General features: G+C 49.5%; 16 protein-coding genes. 14 read left to right on the top strand and 2 right to left on the bottom strand.

Annotated features, from left to right (window positions below):
* Positions 1-3 precede the first annotated feature (3 nt).
* From SB719_RS16535 to SB719_RS16595, 13 genes are all read left to right on the top strand, one after another.
* Positions 4-1,074 (top strand): conjugal transfer protein, encoded by a 1,071-nt coding sequence (locus tag SB719_RS16535; RefSeq protein WP_412159457.1) that lies wholly within the window; start codon positions 4-6, stop codon positions 1,072-1,074.
* Positions 1,064-3,259 (top strand): F-type conjugative transfer protein TrbC, encoded by a 2,196-nt coding sequence (gene trbC / locus SB719_RS16540; protein WP_412159458.1) that lies wholly within the window; start codon positions 1,064-1,066, stop codon positions 3,257-3,259. Before SB719_RS16535 ends, trbC begins: the two co-directional genes overlap by 11 nt.
* A 59-nt stretch (positions 3,260-3,318) precedes the next feature.
* Positions 3,319-3,624, top strand: coding sequence for a hypothetical protein (locus SB719_RS16545; protein ID WP_412159459.1), 306 nt, complete (start codon positions 3,319-3,321; stop codon positions 3,622-3,624).
* A gap of 102 nt (positions 3,625-3,726) precedes the next feature.
* Positions 3,727-4,197, top strand: a complete 471-nt coding sequence (locus tag SB719_RS16550; RefSeq protein ID WP_412159460.1) for a phospholipase D family protein — start codon at positions 3,727-3,729, stop codon at positions 4,195-4,197.
* A 135-nt stretch (positions 4,198-4,332) separates the two neighbouring features.
* Positions 4,333-4,590, top strand: a complete 258-nt coding sequence (locus tag SB719_RS16555; protein ID WP_412159461.1) for a replication regulatory protein RepA — start codon at positions 4,333-4,335, stop codon at positions 4,588-4,590.
* A gap of 223 nt (positions 4,591-4,813) precedes the next feature.
* Positions 4,814-4,885 carry a RepA leader peptide Tap gene (tap, locus tag SB719_RS16560; RefSeq protein WP_187493811.1) on the top strand — a complete coding sequence of 24 codons (72 nt, stop codon included), beginning with the start codon at positions 4,814-4,816 and terminating at the stop codon, positions 4,883-4,885.
* Positions 4,878-5,744: a plasmid replication initiator RepA gene (gene repA, locus SB719_RS16565; protein ID WP_412159462.1), complete on the top strand. Its 867-nt coding sequence runs from the start codon at positions 4,878-4,880 to the stop codon at positions 5,742-5,744. Before tap ends, repA begins: the two co-directional genes overlap by 8 nt.
* A gap of 1,041 nt (positions 5,745-6,785) precedes the next feature.
* On the top strand, positions 6,786-7,148 hold the full coding sequence (locus SB719_RS16570; protein WP_412159463.1) for a hypothetical protein: 363 nt from the start codon (positions 6,786-6,788) through the stop codon (positions 7,146-7,148).
* 433 nt (positions 7,149-7,581) lie between these two features.
* Positions 7,582-9,087: an SAVED domain-containing protein gene (locus SB719_RS16575; RefSeq protein ID WP_071997467.1), complete on the top strand. Its 1,506-nt coding sequence runs from the start codon at positions 7,582-7,584 to the stop codon at positions 9,085-9,087.
* Between the two features lie 5 nt (positions 9,088-9,092).
* On the top strand, positions 9,093-10,238 hold the full coding sequence (locus tag SB719_RS16580; protein ID WP_412159464.1) for an SMODS domain-containing nucleotidyltransferase: 1,146 nt from the start codon (positions 9,093-9,095) through the stop codon (positions 10,236-10,238).
* Positions 10,235-12,037, top strand: coding sequence for a ThiF family adenylyltransferase (locus SB719_RS16585; RefSeq protein ID WP_412159465.1), 1,803 nt, complete (start codon positions 10,235-10,237; stop codon positions 12,035-12,037). Before SB719_RS16580 ends, SB719_RS16585 begins: the two co-directional genes overlap by 4 nt.
* Positions 12,027-12,521, top strand: a complete 495-nt coding sequence (locus SB719_RS16590; RefSeq protein WP_412159466.1) for a Mov34/MPN/PAD-1 family protein — start codon at positions 12,027-12,029, stop codon at positions 12,519-12,521. The genes SB719_RS16585 and SB719_RS16590 overlap by 11 nt, the downstream gene beginning before the upstream one ends.
* Positions 12,522-12,783: 262 nt before the next feature.
* Positions 12,784-12,957, top strand: coding sequence for a hypothetical protein (locus tag SB719_RS16595; RefSeq protein WP_412159467.1), 174 nt, complete (start codon positions 12,784-12,786; stop codon positions 12,955-12,957).
* Here the strand turns inward: SB719_RS16595 and SB719_RS16600 are convergent.
* The gene (locus tag SB719_RS16600) at positions 12,949-13,185 is read right to left on the bottom strand and encodes a hypothetical protein (protein WP_412159468.1); all 237 of its coding nucleotides are present in this window, start codon (positions 13,183-13,185) and stop codon (positions 12,949-12,951) included. The two genes, SB719_RS16595 and SB719_RS16600, sit on opposite strands and share 9 nt — an antisense overlap.
* Positions 13,186-13,576: 391 nt before the next feature.
* On the opposite strand from SB719_RS16600, the gene SB719_RS16605 reads away from it, so the two are divergent.
* Complete coding sequence (locus SB719_RS16605; protein WP_412159469.1) at positions 13,577-14,986, top strand: putative phage abortive infection protein; 1,410 nt, start codon at positions 13,577-13,579, stop codon at positions 14,984-14,986.
* A 115-nt stretch (positions 14,987-15,101) separates the two neighbouring features.
* Here SB719_RS16605 and SB719_RS16610 read toward each other — a convergent pair whose 3' ends face one another.
* Positions 15,102-15,410, bottom strand: a complete 309-nt coding sequence (locus tag SB719_RS16610; protein ID WP_412159470.1) for a hypothetical protein — start codon at positions 15,408-15,410, stop codon at positions 15,102-15,104.
* Positions 15,411-15,624: the final 214 nt, after the last annotated feature.

Genomic DNA, 15,624 nt, shown 5'->3' on the forward strand with positions numbered 1-15,624 from the left:
ACGATGAGCATTTCTTACACCAAAGGCACCTTCGTGGCTGAAGTCAGCCAGGGCCTGCTGTCTGCACGTCGTTTTATTGCAGAGGAGGGCTGGGGCAGAGGCGGAGAAAGCTATACCGGATGCGCTTCAGAAGCGCTGTTTACTTTTCCTGTGGCTTATCTGCCGTGGTTTGCCGTACAAAATAATGGTCTGTATGCACAGAACGGGGCTGCTCCACTGTACCAGGGAGAAGATGCCCCGCACCTGCTGGAATGCATTACAAACGTATTACGTAAAAGCGCTTCCCAAAAGCGTATCAGGCGTCTGGGCCTGACATGCGCAGGTGTTCTTCTCATAATCGGTTCTGCAGCAGTATGCGGATATCAGCTGGCCATCAGCTCTGTAGCCGCGATCGAACATACAACCTCTGATTACAGTGAACCCACTTTTTCACTCGATAAGCAGCAGGTTGTTCATCGCGCTCCCGCACAAGCAGCCGCAGCTGAAATATTGCCTGCAGCCCCGGTTAAAGCCGCTCCTGAGCCGGCTGACGGCTGGAGCCTGCCCGCTGCCGTGCGCACTGTTCTGCCTGGCAATCTGAGGGCAGCGGCATCACGCAGCATTTTCACAGTACCGCTGTCAGAAGGTCATGCCCGGACGCTGTATGTTTTTGCCGATCCTTCCTGCGCAAACTGCCGCCGGATGGAACGCCATTTTGAAACGGCAGCGGGCAAAGTAAACGTTGTGATTTTTCCCGTGACTATAGAAGGTAAAAGCCAGTCTCTGCAGGCGCTCACTCCTGTAATGATGATGCCGGAAGCAGAGCGTGCTGCAGCCTGGAAGCAGCTTTTTTCCGCTGATGCCGGTATGTCGGTACCAGGCAGTCATCAGCCTGAGCTGCCGGCAGCAGATGCTGAAAAAGCCGAGCTGGCCCGGGGGGCGATTGGCGTCAATGAGGTGGCATTCAGGCGCTATATGCTGCCCGGTACGCCGTGGACCATTTCGGATGACGGGCGCTATGTGTCTCAGGCCGTACTGAGTTCGCCGGCGGCACTTGAAGCCTTTCTGAGCGAGGGAAATGCCGATGGACAATAAACCGGCCATAGACAATGACCGCGTCAGCCGTCACGTCGGACGCTCATGGCTTACTGATACGCTCAGCGAAGGCAGTACGCTTGTAGTAGCGATGGCGGCCTTTGCCGGTGCGGGCGTATTGTGGCCGGTTACGCTGCTGCTGAGCGTACCGGTACTGTTTTTCTGGTCTCTGATTGTGGCGCCAGCCAGCCGCTGGAAAATGCCTATGCGCATGCCCACTGATATGAACCGGGACGATCCGTCTACCGAGAGAAAAGTGCCGGCTAAAGTGCTGGGCTTTCTGCCGGTCACGACTATGCGTATTCACACCAGTCGCGCTGCAGGGATCCTTTATGCCGGTTACCTGCGCGGTAAAGACGCGGGCCGGGAGCTGTGGCTATCCATGGATGACCTGACGCGGCACGTGCTGATGTTCGGTACCACCGGTGCAGGTAAAACAGAGACACTGCTGGGCTGGGTACTGAACGCGCTGTGCTGGGGTAAAGGCGTCATTTTTTCTGACCATAAGGCACAGAATGACGTGGCGCTGGCCATTATGTCGATGGCCCGCCGCTTTGGCCGGGAAGACGATCTGCGCATCATAAACTTTATCACCGGCGGGCGATCCCGCGCACAGGAGCTGCTGGACAATGTGAAGGTCCGGCCGCAGACCAATACAACCAGTATCTTCGGACTGGCGCAGGAAACCTACATTATCAACCTGATGGACTCAATGCTGCCTAAAGCTGGCAGCAGCGGAGGAGACTGGCAGGAAAAAGCGAAGGCTATGAACCAGGCGCTGGTATTCGCACTGGTTTATAAGTGCCGGCGCGAGGGAACAGTAATGTCTCAGCGCACCATCCAGACTCATCTGCCGCTGCGTAAAATTGCCGGCCTGTATGTTCAGGCAGTCGAGGAGCAGTGGCATGAAGAAATACGTTTTGCCCTGGAAAACTATCTGAGCACGCTTTCCGGCTTTGATATGGAGAAAGTGACCACGCCGTCTGAATGGGATCCGGAAGCAAACCGGCAGCATGGATACCTGATGCAGCAGTTCACGCGCATGCTGACGCTCTTTAACGATACCTATGGCCACGTTTTTCCGCGCGACGCCGGCGATATTGATTTACGTGACGTGGTTCATAACGACCGCATCATGATAGTTCTCGTGCCGGCGCTGGAGCTTTCCGCGTCAGAAGGTTCCACGCTCGGACGCCTTTATCAGTCGCAGACGGCCATGATCCTGAGTCAGGACCTTGGAGAAAAGCTGGAAGGGCGCCCGCAGGAGAATATGAAAGTCCGGAAGTTTAAGGACCGCTTCCCGTTCCTGTGGATTATTGACGAAGTGGGAGCCGGCTACAGTGAAAAAATCGGCGAGCTGGCCACGCAGATCCGTTCTCTGGGATTTTGTCTGTTACTGGCAGGGCAGGAGGTACAACGCCTTAAAACAGCGGCAGGAGATGCCGTCTGGACGCTTATTGCAAATATGGGCATTCGTATCACCGGCAAAATCATGGATCCGAAGGACACGCTGGAGATGCTGCAGCTGATGGCCGGCACAGAATACCGTGCTCACCTGGGCTCTGTGGTGGCAAACAGCGGCATGATGGGTGGCTGGAATGACGATACCCGGTTGCAGGTCAGCGAGAAGAAAAAAGTTGAAGTCGAGGAAGTACAGGCGCTGCAGGAAGGTGAGCAGATAACGCTTTTTCAGGGCAAAGTGCTTCGTAACAGCTCACTGTACATTGACGATGCCGATAAGTTCTCGCTAGCGGACGTGCGTATTAACCGTTTTATGGAGGTGTCTGCGCCTTCAGAGCGCGCTCTTCTCGCAACCATGCCTTTTCATCAACGTCGTAGCTTTGTGCGCGCCGATCGTGTTCAGCAAATCCTGCGCGTGCTCGATGCAGAACCCGGCCCGCACGATACCAGCGGACTGATCCTGACAGACTCAGCGCTGGCAACCGTGGGTGAATTCGATATGGAATGCGCCTGTATCTGGCGTCGCCCGCCTTCAGCAGCAGTGCGCTCTGCGATTCTGTGGCGCATGGTGCTGGAGTGCCTGCCGGCAAGAGGCAAAGGTTACACTGTCCGGATGCAGACTCCCCGTTCTCTGGAGGCGTCACGAGAAGCAATTGATCTGGCCATGCTCAGCCACGTTGAAATTACCCGCGACAAGTCTGAAGAACAGAGTCACCGCGGTTAAGCCGGTATTGCTGCTTTTATCCGGACGCCTTCCGCCTCGCCATATTTCCGGAGTTAACCATGAATAACCTGTTCAGGCACAGTTACCTGCATCTGTACCGGCTTGCCTCTATTGAAGGAGAGCTGCTGGCCAGCGCTGCGCTGAATCGGATAAGAGGTCAGGATCCCGAGACTGTATGCGCTGTTACTGCCATGGCAGGCTTCCGTTTTGCCGGCTGGCACTATGACAGCAGAGCTGATCTGAGTCCTGTCTGCCAGGCCGCCGCTGCAAGCATTCATAATCTGGCCCTGCAGAGCAATTCTGCGGGCTGGCAGTGGGCTCTTGAAACTGAGCGCGCCCGGCGTTCTGAGAGCCCGATGTCCTGAAACCGCCCCGCTTAATACCTTTTCCCGAACGGAAACAACATGAAAAAAACATTACTTACAGCCGGTTTATTCGCGGCATCAATTTTTTCTGCAGGCGCGACCATGGCCGCCGCATCTATTGACGCCGGCTTTTCACCGGAAGGCAGCGCACAGCAGCTGGTACTGCGTACGCTGGATAGCGCGCACGAAAGTATTCGCCTCATGGGCTACAGCTTCACGTCGCCGGAAGTGGTTAAGTCTCTGGTTAATGCCAGGCGCCGGGGTGTGGACGTCAGAATAGTGATAGATCAGAACGGTAACCGCAATAAGGCCAGCATTGCGGCCATGAACGTGATTGTGAACGCGGGCATTCCTCTTCGCGTGAACGGCAAATACAAAATAATGCACGATAAAGTGATTATCACTGACGGCAGAAATACAGAAACAGGCTCATTTAACTTTTCACGCAGCGCGGCAGAGTCCAACTCGGAAAACGTGCTCGTTATACGGGATGTGCCATCGCTGGCGCAGGTTTACCTGACGCACTGGCAGTCCCGATGGGATGAAGGAACAGACTGGACGTCATCCTACTAGCCGCAACACCCCGTTACGACCGTGTGAACTGCGCGCCAACGCAGCTCACACCTCTGCATAAAGTTAAGTCGCCGATTGCCTGTTTCTGTAGTATCCTCAGCAAAATTCGTACTGAATTTGAACGAGGAGGCAGAGATGTCGCAGTCCGTCAACGCAGTCACTTCCTCAGCAGGGGCTAAACGCCCTTACCGTAAAGGTAACCCTCTTAGCGATGCTGAAAAGCAGCAAGCCGCGGTGGCCAGAAAGAAACTGACGCATAAGGAACTCAAAGTTTTTGTGCGTAATCCGATTAAGGACAGGCTTCTGGTCGAGTGTGAGAAAGAAGGTATAACGCAGGCAGAGTACATTGAACGGCTGCTGCAGAAAGCGTTCAGTCATACCGATAAAGAGTAAGTACATTACTTTCTTGTCGGAAGCCTGCTGAAGTGATAGATTGCAAGCGTAAGAATTCTGGTGAGCCACGCCGTAAGGTGGCAGGGAACTGGTTCCGGTGAACTACCAAGAGCCAGAAAAAAGAAAACCCCGATAATCTTCCTGAGTTTGGCGACACGGAGAAGACTAACGGGGCTCTAGAAACTGCATAGAAGCTGTTGCTCTATGCGGGGAGTATAGTTTTATGCCCGGAAAACTGCAATACATTCTGTGCGTACTCCTTCTGTGCAACATAAGCGCAGGAAGGTGTGTTTAGTCAGAATCCTCAAAATACATCCATTTACCGTCAGGTAAAAAATCCAAATCCGGAATTTACCCCTGAAAAAGGTAAAAAGACCCTGCCATTCTGCGAAAAAATCCGCGAGAAGGCGGCCGGTTTCACTCAGCGCACAGAATTTCAGACGCTCATTGCCATGGCTATTGCCCGCGGCGAGCGCAAGCGCCGTCCGCCGATGCTTCGTCTGCGTGCTCTTGAGGCCACTCTCCAGGCGCTGTGCCACTACTTCAATCCGCTGGCCAACAGGGTAGGCGCATCGCTTACCACAATGAGCATCCGCAGCGGGCTGGCCACAGAGAAAAAGCGACTCTCGATCACCCGCTTTACAGGCGCATGCCAGACCCTTGAACAGCTGAAGCTCATTACCTATAACACCGAGTACGACAAAGAAATTGGCTGCAATATCCCTACTGATATCACCTTTACGCCACTGATGTGGCAGGTACTGGACGTGTCTGAAGAGGCTGTAGCCGCTGCAAGACGCAGCCGGGTTGAGTGGGAAAATACCCGGCGTGAGAAAAAAGGCGAGGCGCGGGCTGATGAAGATGAGCTGATCAATGCTGCCTGGTCATTCGTTCGCGAACGCTTCCGCTCTTATCAGAAAACACGTCGCGAGCATGGCATGAAGCGTCATCGTGCGCGTAAAGACGCGCCTCGTACGCGTAAAGATATTGAGCTTCTGGTCCGGACCCAGATCACAAAAGAAATCGCCAGCGGGCGTTTCTGCGGGACTCTGGACGCAGTGAGGGCAGAGATAGAACATCGGGTAACAGAACGCATGAAGCTGTCCCGAGGACGCTACTCACGACTGGATGACGACTTTACCGCTGCAGCCTGACCTTACCAGGCTGAATATTTACCTGCCGGCGCAGCTGCGCCGGATAACTGCTGCCCGCGAGGCGGCTTAAAACATTATTCTCACCAACTTTTAGGTATCCGGCCGCCGCCGGAGGCTCCCGCACGCCTGTAATACTCCCCTCTGATTATCTTTTGCCCGGTTACTCACGGCTGTAACCATTTCAGGCCTGTCTGAAACCACTATTCGATCACGTTTTTGCGAAACCAATGCCGGCTGAATAGCGGATTTTCAGTTATCCACATTAACTACGAGAGGGTGTATTTCTTAACTACTGACCGGTACCACGATTAACCGCTATCCGGGATTTTTGTAAACCACGATGTATCTTTTAAAAACCTGATCTTTATTCTTTTAAAAGACTGTTATTACTTACCTTTAAACATAAAACCTATTCAGCGCCCGTCCTGTGGACAGGCTGATAATGCCTGACCTTGCAGCGGACACAGTCCGCGCCGGTACAGCGGATGCTTCGCATCTGAAGCAGCTCCCGCCTTCAGCGGGCAAAAAGAACCAAAGAGTCCGAGACAGGAGAGTGAAATACCAAAATCCAAACGCACATTGGCATCAAGCGAAATCCACCCTGAAAAGCGCCGCCGCCCCGGCCCAAAGGGCCGGAACAGAGTCGCTTTAAAAATGGATGTTGTACTTAAAATCAGGAGTGGCTATAAGTCTGAGGCCCGCGGTCTCTATCTTTCGTCTACGACCATCATACTAATGCGCACCTGACAGGCCGCTGCTTAAACGGCGTCAGACAGGGAGGGGTTGGACTTTTGCCACCATAAGGCCTGTAACCGGCTACGCCGGGCGAACGGCGCCAGCTAACATAAAGAGCCGTCCTTAACCGTTTCTGGCGCCTCCATGCCGCGTAAGCGGCATTCAGGGGCAGGCTGCGCACTGCTCGCCTGCCTCAGTACCTGATCCGGTATCCTGGACGGACTGGCTGAACTACAATACCCCTTTAAGCCCATGCTCAGCAGCTCTGCTGCCTGCAGGCTTTTTGATTAAGACCTCTGAGAATGTATGACTGAGAACGAAGAAGCAGAATTTAACCGGATGATGGCCATCGTAGTAAAGCAGTCCGTAGTCTGGTACCGGGAGCAGGATTTCAGTCGTATGAACGATGACGCGCGCAGCGAACTGGAAAGCCTGTTCACTGATGGAGATGAGTATGACTCTATGGCAAGCGTTCAGATAAGCCTGAACGTAATGATGATGGGCAATGCATGGCAGGACAAACGTCTATATGAGATTGCAGCCCGTGCAGCGCAGCTTTCATATGATGTAAAAACGCTGGGCAAGCCTGACGGTAAAGTTGCCCTGCGACAACTGCTTGACGAGCTCAGCGAGCTGCTCAGGGAGCCAAAGTTTTCAGAGGAAGAGTAAGCCGGTAAAACAGCTGTAAGCTGGCTATTCAGTTTTGAGTCAATGTCCGCTTTGTGCCAGAAGCGGACATTAACATATTTTATATTCCTATATTATTTGACTAATGTCATAGCCAAATAAACGCTGGGCGTGGTGTCACAACATTCTGAAAGCGACTGTAACCTTCTTAATTTGAAGACTTCTATGGTAACTCTAGGGATCTTTATTAGAACAAGCAAAGCTAAACCTTTGCGTCGGCTACGCTTTTGATTCTTAGCCAAGACATTCAGCCGTTACCAAATGCTAGAAACGGAGAATAAACATTTAAATTCATAAAGTTAGTGTTGATTATCATAATAAGAAATTCTGCATATTCCCACCTGCTCTCTGTCTGCTTGATCAATATCGTCCAAAATGATAGTTTCAAATTACTACATATTTTAGGACGAATCTCATGGCGCAAGCAGTTGTGGCAGGCTGGCAAGGGCACGATTATCAGGCTCGCTTATTCTGGTATCATGCTTCTTTTTTAAAAGACAGAACCCGCTCAGATGTTATCGAAGTTTCATATGAAGCAGATGCGCCAAAGGCATTTGATGATGTAGTCACAAAATATGACCCTCCAAAGCCGGGATATGGCTCAGAACGGATTGCTGCTGAATATTTTCAGATCAAATTCCATGTGGTGTCAGCTGGAAGGTTTGGATTCAGAGATCTCATCGATCCGGAATTTATCAATGCTAAATCCACATCCTTGCTTCAGCGTCTTAGAGATGCCAAAGAAGTAGCCGCCCCAAATTCGGCCTTTATCCTTGTTACAACCGACACTATAAGAGATGGCGATGAGCTGAGTAAGATTCACAGGAATACCGACGGATCTCTTGATCTCAACAAACTTGGTGTAGGTAAAACCGATAACAGTGAGATGGGAAAAGTTCGCAAACTGTGGCGTGAACATTTGGGGCTGACTTGCGATGAGCAGCTTTATGAAGTTCTGAATGGATTTAGAATCGAAGCACCTTCTTTCTCACTTGAGCGTCTACGTGAAGTCGCTAATCTGCAATTCAAATTTGTCGGAATGGTACCCTGTGAAACAAACTCCGATTTTCGCTACGACGGACTCATAAGAACGCTAAAAGGACAGGGCAAATATCAGTTCAATCGTGCCCAGTTTGAAGATATGTGCGCAGCAGAACAATTATTACTGTCAACACCTCCAGATGAGTACAGAGCTGTGGCGCTCCGCTCGTTCAGAGATGGTCCATTCGAAGCGTTAGATGCCTCTCCTAAATATACCCTCTCATTACTTCGATATTTCGAAGGCCGATTTCCTGCTCTAGGTGAGGAGTGGGGCTCATCAATACAGCCTGTTGTTACTGCGTTTCTCATGAAAATCAGGCAAGCCGAAAGCGGAAACAGAATCCGACTTTTCCTTGATGCGCATACATCGATTGCGATGCTTGCTGGCAAATGCTTCGGTACTAAATCGAACATCAAAGTCGAGTTGGTACAAAAAGGGAAGGCAGGGTCGTCTGTGTGGAATGTTAATGACGGTGGTGAAATCAGACCTACAATTTTGAATGTAGAACAGCTTGGTGAAGGCTGTGACATCGCTATAGTTATCAGCCTCACAAGAAATGCCCTGCATGATGCTCGTGAATATATCGATACTAACCTGCCTGAAACTGGTCGTATTTTACATTTCACTCCAGAGTCAGGATGTGGTTTTCAGGCGGTCACTAGCGGCACACATGCGTCAGCCATAGCTGAATTTATTGCTCGCGAATTTGGTGAAGCCCGGGTCAAGTTTGGTGCAAAAGTGCATATTTTTAGCGCAGCGCCCAATGCCGTTAATTTCTTTATCGGTCAGCAAACTGACTACATGGGAGCCTGTGTATTTTACGAATTTGACTTCCAACGCCAGCGAGATGGCTCATACCTTCCTTCATTTAAGGTTTAATCACGATGGAACTTAATTCACAGTTTAATGAATTTTTAACGCATATTAGGCCAACTGCTACGCAGAAGGAAGACTGGAAAAGTGGTGCAAAGACGTTGCGTGATCGCCTTAAGAATTACGAGCCGCTCCAGGATATCGTTGTGTCAACATTTCTGCAGGGCAGTATTCGGCGTTCAACCGCCATACGTCCGTTAGGTGATAAACGCCCGGATGTCGATATTGTTGTAGTGACCAATCTTGACCATATGAAGACAGCTCCAAAAGAGGCAATGGATTTGTTTGTTCCCTTTCTAGAAAAACATTATCCGGGCAAGTGGGTAACTCAGGGACGATCTTTTGGTATTACCCTCGCTTATGTCGAACTGGATCTGGTTATTACTGCAATTCCGGCATCTGGTGAAGAAAAAAACCGGCTTGAGCAACTCTACCGCTCAGAATCGGTTCTGACGGTAAACTCGCTGGAAGAGCAATCTGATTGGCGCCTGAACAAAAGCTGGTCACCGGTTACAAGCAGCTGGTTCCAAAATAATTCGTCCCCGGTTCAAGACGCTCCTGCATCAGAATGGAAAGCGCACCCGTTAGTGCTCCCTGATAGGGAAAAGAATGAATGGGGCCGGACTCACCCCCTTGCTCAGATAAGATGGACCGCTGAGAAAAACCGCTTATGCAACGGCCATTACATAAATATTGTTAGGGCGGTAAAATGGTGGCGTCAGCAAAATAGTGAAAACTTGCCCAAATATCCTAAAGGATATCCGCTGGAACATCTGATAGGCAATGCTCTGGATGATGGCACCAATTCGATGGCAACAGGCTTGGTTCAGTTGATGGATACTTTTCTAGTACGCTGGAAAGACATTTATAATCATAAAAGTAAGCCGTGGCTTTCTGACCATGGTGTAGAAGAACATGACGTATTGGCGCGATTATCCGCTCGCGACTTCTGTGATTTTTATGAAGGCCTAGAGGTTGCGGCTGAAATTGCTCGCAGCGCACTGGCTTCGGAGGATGCAAAGGAGAGTGCCGAGCTATGGCGCAAGCTGTTCGGCTCGAAGTTTCCATTACCCGGTCCGCAGGGTGGCGATCGCAATGGTGGGTTTACTCCGCCAAGTAAACCAGCAGACCCTCAGAAAACCGGACGTTTCGCTTGAGTAGAGTTGTTCAACAAGTGCCTGCTGAACTCAAGGATGTCTTCATCCTGATGAATCATGAGCCAAGGATTCAGATAGGTAGTGGCTGGATACTTTCTGAGGACCAAAAATGGTCGCTTAAGCTCACCATAAAGCTGTCCGTGCAACCATCCCTTTTCATGCCAGACAATAGTGTCTGGCATCTGGTGCTCTGGCATGAAGGAGGCCACATAAGAATTGAGTTTTACCCTGATAAATTTGAAGGTATATCGGCGACTTTTCCGCATCAAAGCTACAATTTCACAGGAAAATCTCCAAACGAATGGACCACCGGCAATCCTTGTCTTGAGAACACACCTGCTGTATTTGGCCGTAATCAATGGGGGTTTGAGCCGGATGGGTTACTTGCCAGAGTCCGTTGGCGGCTTAGCAGGCTACTGTTATGGGTTGACGCTGCCTCGCAGGACGGACTAGCCAAGCCTGGAGATGCGCTTGAGTTACCTGCCTTCCCGGGTCAGTCACCGTTTACTGTTATCGGTTTTAACGAGCGTATTGATGACCTGCCGTTTTGGAAATCGCAGACCGGCGAATGGGGATTTGCAAGCAGCAGTGGATTGCCCGGCGCGAGAGGAACGCTTTTTTTGCGGGAGTTTTTCGATAGAAAGGAAAAGCTTATCCGGACAATGAAATGGTCTCCTTTCATGCGTAAAAGTACCAAAGTAATAAACGCTATCTGGACTATTTTACCATCCCTGCCCGTTTTGGCTCCCTGGCAGGCGCCGCGGACTTGGGAAGAGTTGAGTAATTGGTATGAACACTGTGGCCTATCGCTGCCTAACTTCTTTGCGGATATTGGCCGTTCGGTCAGAGGCCGCTATAAGCGACGGCATCCCAACTTACTTTTGCTAGGATTCCCGCTGGAAGACAGGATTGGAAACGCTCCAACGCGGATCCACTGGCTGGCGTTGCAATTAAAGGGCCTCTGTAAAAAAATAACGACCCGTCCCGGATTCCGCGCTTTGGAACGTAACCATCGTATCTGGGATTGTGAACAGGCGACATCTCAGGATCCCATCTCATGGGTACGAACGCAAAACTGGGCTACTGACCAGCTTAGAACACGTGGTGAAGCGGCTGACGAAATACGTAGTAGAAAGGTGTTAATAATTGGTGCTGGTTCACTAGGCAGCCTTATTGCTGAAAACCTTATGCGCATAGGTGTTATCAGGCTGGGGATCCTTGACTCAGACTTATTACAGACCGGAAACCTTAGCCGTCACGCCCTGACCATGACATCTGTAGGACATAACAAAGCAGCCGCCTTAGTCGAGCATCTGAATCGAATTTTACCTGACGCAGATTCATGTTCATACAGCTGTGCTTTTCCTCCAGATAGCGAGTTAACGAAATCCTCCCTGCGTCAGTATGACGTCATAATTGATTGCACCGGAGATGATAGCGTACTTAAAGCTTTATCGGTATTTGACTGGCAAAGCGAAAAGATATTCATAAGCCTGGCCATGACTTGGCGGGCAGAAGGCTTATTTGCATATGCAGCAAGTGAAACGGCGTTCCCGGCAATAGATGCTTTAAGCCGCTTCGAGGAGTCTGCTTCGCCTGAAATCGATTTGGGGGAGGCAAGAATAGAAGGGATCGGTTGCTGGCATCCAGTTTTTCCAGCCCGAGCAGATGATGTTCAACTTTGGGCAGCTGTGGCCACAAAATTCATTTGCAGGGTAGTTAGTACGCCTGGGAGAATCTATGAATATTTTAAGCAGATGCCTGATGGAACTGTTGAGCGGAAAACGCATGATTATTAAAGATGTGACCTTTTCAAACGCGGCTGCACCGTACACGGTCACGCTTTGTTCGTCATCTCTTCAGCAAATCGTCGCAGAATGCATTAACGCAGGTTTGAATGAAACTGGGGGTATTCTGATAGGTCACTATAGCGAGGACGGTTCGACGGCCATAGTCTTTGAGGCCACAGCTAGACCTGCTGATTCGCTCGCCGACCGGACGACTTTCCAGCGAGGTACCAAAGGGCTTAGATCTTTACTTCAAAAGCGCTGGAAAACCGGGAAATATTACATTGGCGAATGGCATTTTCACCCTAGAGGATTGCCGGAACCAAGTAGCGATGATTTCGAGTCCATGAAGAGCATTGCAGCAAATCTAAATTATCAGTGTCCGGAACCTGTAATGATAATCCTAGGGGGCAATCCTGCAGGAACTTACAGCCTAAGTGCCAGTGTTTTTCCTTTTAGAAATTCGCCCATAAGGCTGAGAAAGATGAAGACATAAAGCCCACTCATGTTGTTTGCCATCAGATTCTACACTCTAGGTCCGAAAAGCATCCCCTTGCGGTTCGGCAAAGCTTGCCAATTTTGCTGGTTAGGAGATCGGAAGTTTTCAAACCTGCTTTACTGTTTACTGGCTTTAGCAGCGTAATGAGGCTTGGTATGACGCTGAGCATTAAAGAGTCGTATGCCTAGATTATTTTCTGGAATGCCGGAAAACGCTGCGGCGACATAAGCTGTCGGAATAAGTCAACAGAGAGAAAATTATGGGCTACCGCACGTCACTGACTGAAAGAGAAGTCCCGGGCTTTACCGTCATTAACTACTCTTCCGGCCGGGTTATCAGGGTTTACCTGGTGTCTCTGCAGCTGGCCGGCTTCTGCGTGGTCACGGGCGCCAACTTCTCCGGTTTCGGCGTCACAGCCGGGCTGCTAATGTAACTGGCCCTCACCCTGGCCGCCTTTGCGCTCATTATGAAAGTCCGTGACGGGGTCGTACGCCGGGAAATTGAAGAAGGACGCCACGATCCGGTATGGGGAAAGCACATCAGCCGGCAGATCCAGCGCGAGGCCGACGCCTTCCATGAACGTCATTGGCTGACGCGCCCGATCTTCCGCCAGGCCTGCCTGCTGGGTATCCATACAAAACAGTGACGCACCGGCGCGCATTATTTTCGTCCAGGCCGGAATGCTCGTAATTATCCTCTCATGAACTCAATCCAGCGCCGGCTGGCCTCTTTCTCTCTCACTGCGGTTTACCGGCATTCTCATCAATCGGCCAACTTATCCCCAAAATCTGTGGATAATGCTATATCTTGTGTCTCCGTCAGCTGCTTACGGTACAAGATATAGGGTGCGCGCCGGCCGTCGTCGCCCTTCCCTTACGCCTCCCTTTCCAGTCTGTTCTGGTTTTGCAGGCTATCTCGTTTTTTCCGCAAACAACTTGGAGGGTATAAAGCATTTAATTTTTGCACTGCAAACTAGTAGTGCATCCGGCAGCGGGATACAGTGGCTATGTTCTTAGCGGAAATAAAATCAAGGGTTTAAACAGGAAGCATCAATGTACATTAATTTTAAGAAAGTTAATCCAATCAAATCCAACCCCTTTATATCCATAATTCTGATAAGTGTTGTTTTTATTATTGCCATGTGTCTGGGGCAGGCATTAGCACTCCTCAGCGCGGCAGGTACGCTTTGGGCAGCCTACGCAACATGGCAGGCTGCAAAAGAAGCAGCAAAGAGCGCGGAGATAGCGCGAGAGTCTATGGAAGCCACGCAGGTACTGGGTAAGGCTACGCTAAAAGAAACGCAAATTACAAACCAGCGTACGGCTTTTGAAAGCCGCTACTCCATGTTGCTGGCTCAGCATGACAATTACCATCAACAGTTATGCACTTACCTGGATTCCAGACATCCTGTTAAAAAGGGGGATGAAGGCAGTTATCGTTCCGAAGTTGCAAAACGTGAAATAAATGCATTTTTTGATGAAAGCATTTATGACGAAAAATTAGAAGGTTGCTTTTCATTTTTGACAGGCCATCAGATTATCAGCAGATATATGCGGGTTTTGTATCACCTGCTAAAGTTTGTGCGCGAAAATGGTGATTTCAATGGCTCTGACCCTATTACTTTCCAGAAAAATTATACATCGCCGCTCCGTTCCACTATCAGAAACGATGTGCTGCTTCTAATCGCAGTAAATGCGCTCAACGTACGTGATGAAAGGGCAAGGAAGTCTTCTTATCCTTATTATCAGAAATTATTGCACGACTTTGGCTTCTTTGAGCACGCCATTTTTATGTTTCCTACAGATCCGAATAAATTATTTCAAAGGGATGACTGGGAGGATAAAATACATGACTTGGTGTTAAATACTCAGTCGAAGTTCACTATGCATCTTAATAACCAGACTAGTATGCGTAAACGAACCTTTAAAGTTCCCAAAGTAAGACTGATTTCTCCGCTAATTATGGTCATAACCATCTTCGATAATCCAATGCGCAAGGCTGCTCTTGAGGCTTTCGACAGCATTGGTAAAAAATGGACTGTAAGCGGACAGGTGCTCGAAAAAATTGAGAAGGTTGTAAAAAGCTTTCAACACTCAAAGAGCATTGTTGATAAGTTAGCCTCCTGCCAATATAAATCGCCCAGTAATTCAACGTGGAGATTAATGACTGAAGAGATTATATCGGAAATGCACGAGAGAAAATTCTCCGAATTTTGTATTTATGATGATTATATTTTCAAGTTGCCAGTTGATGGTAGTATTAGCGAGGTATCAGGAACAGTTATAAGGGAGCAGTTGTGTACTCTTCATCGTACTGAAGGTATCGTTAAGGAGTTTGAAACGTACAATAACGCGGAAGGATATGCACCCTATCTAATGCAGCTTATCAAAGCGAAGATTGAGGGTGATCTCGCTGAAATAGCAGCCTACAACGTAAAGAATTCCCTCTATGCAGATAAGTAGTGGCAAATATATACTGAACCTGCTTGTAATGGGATTTAAGGCGATGGTTGTTATTTGCACAGTACTTTGGTACTATTAACAGTATCAGGGCGGCCACCCTGATACTGTAGTTATCTTATTTCAATAGCTTAGTTAATGTTCTGATTATCAACGCCGGTGCCGTGCAGATCACTGTAAAGCACAACAGCTCTGAAGCAGTGGAAGCGTAGCCCGGCGAAACACTCAATACTTCAAGCGATTGCGCAAGCATTGCTTTTACTCCATTCAGATACGGATCGGCATAATACGATACGGCAACCCCGATTAATACCTCAATGTAGGTTTGCTTGTTGCCTTTGTTTTCTGGCGGGCGGTGCGCGGGTTCGCTCTGTCCAGGAATAGTGTTCAAATAAATCTTGTTGTAGTTGAATGTAAATAGGCCCATGGGATTCTCCTCTGTTATGGGTTAAACGGGAATAAATAAATCTACTGCTAAACATGGTTTTCATCTGAAATCCTTGTTGGTTTAATAAATATAAGTTTCTGTAATCGCTATCATTTCTAATGCATGGTTCACCTCTCTCTTTATCTGCAATCCTTAAAATGAGCGCACTTATCCCCGGGCGTTGCACCCATACATTGCGCTTGGTATTTTGTTC

It is taken from the genome of Pantoea sp. SIMBA_079, assembly GCF_046940275.1.
In the GTDB taxonomy this organism is placed as follows: Bacteria; Pseudomonadota; Gammaproteobacteria; order Enterobacterales; family Enterobacteriaceae; genus Pantoea; species Pantoea borealis.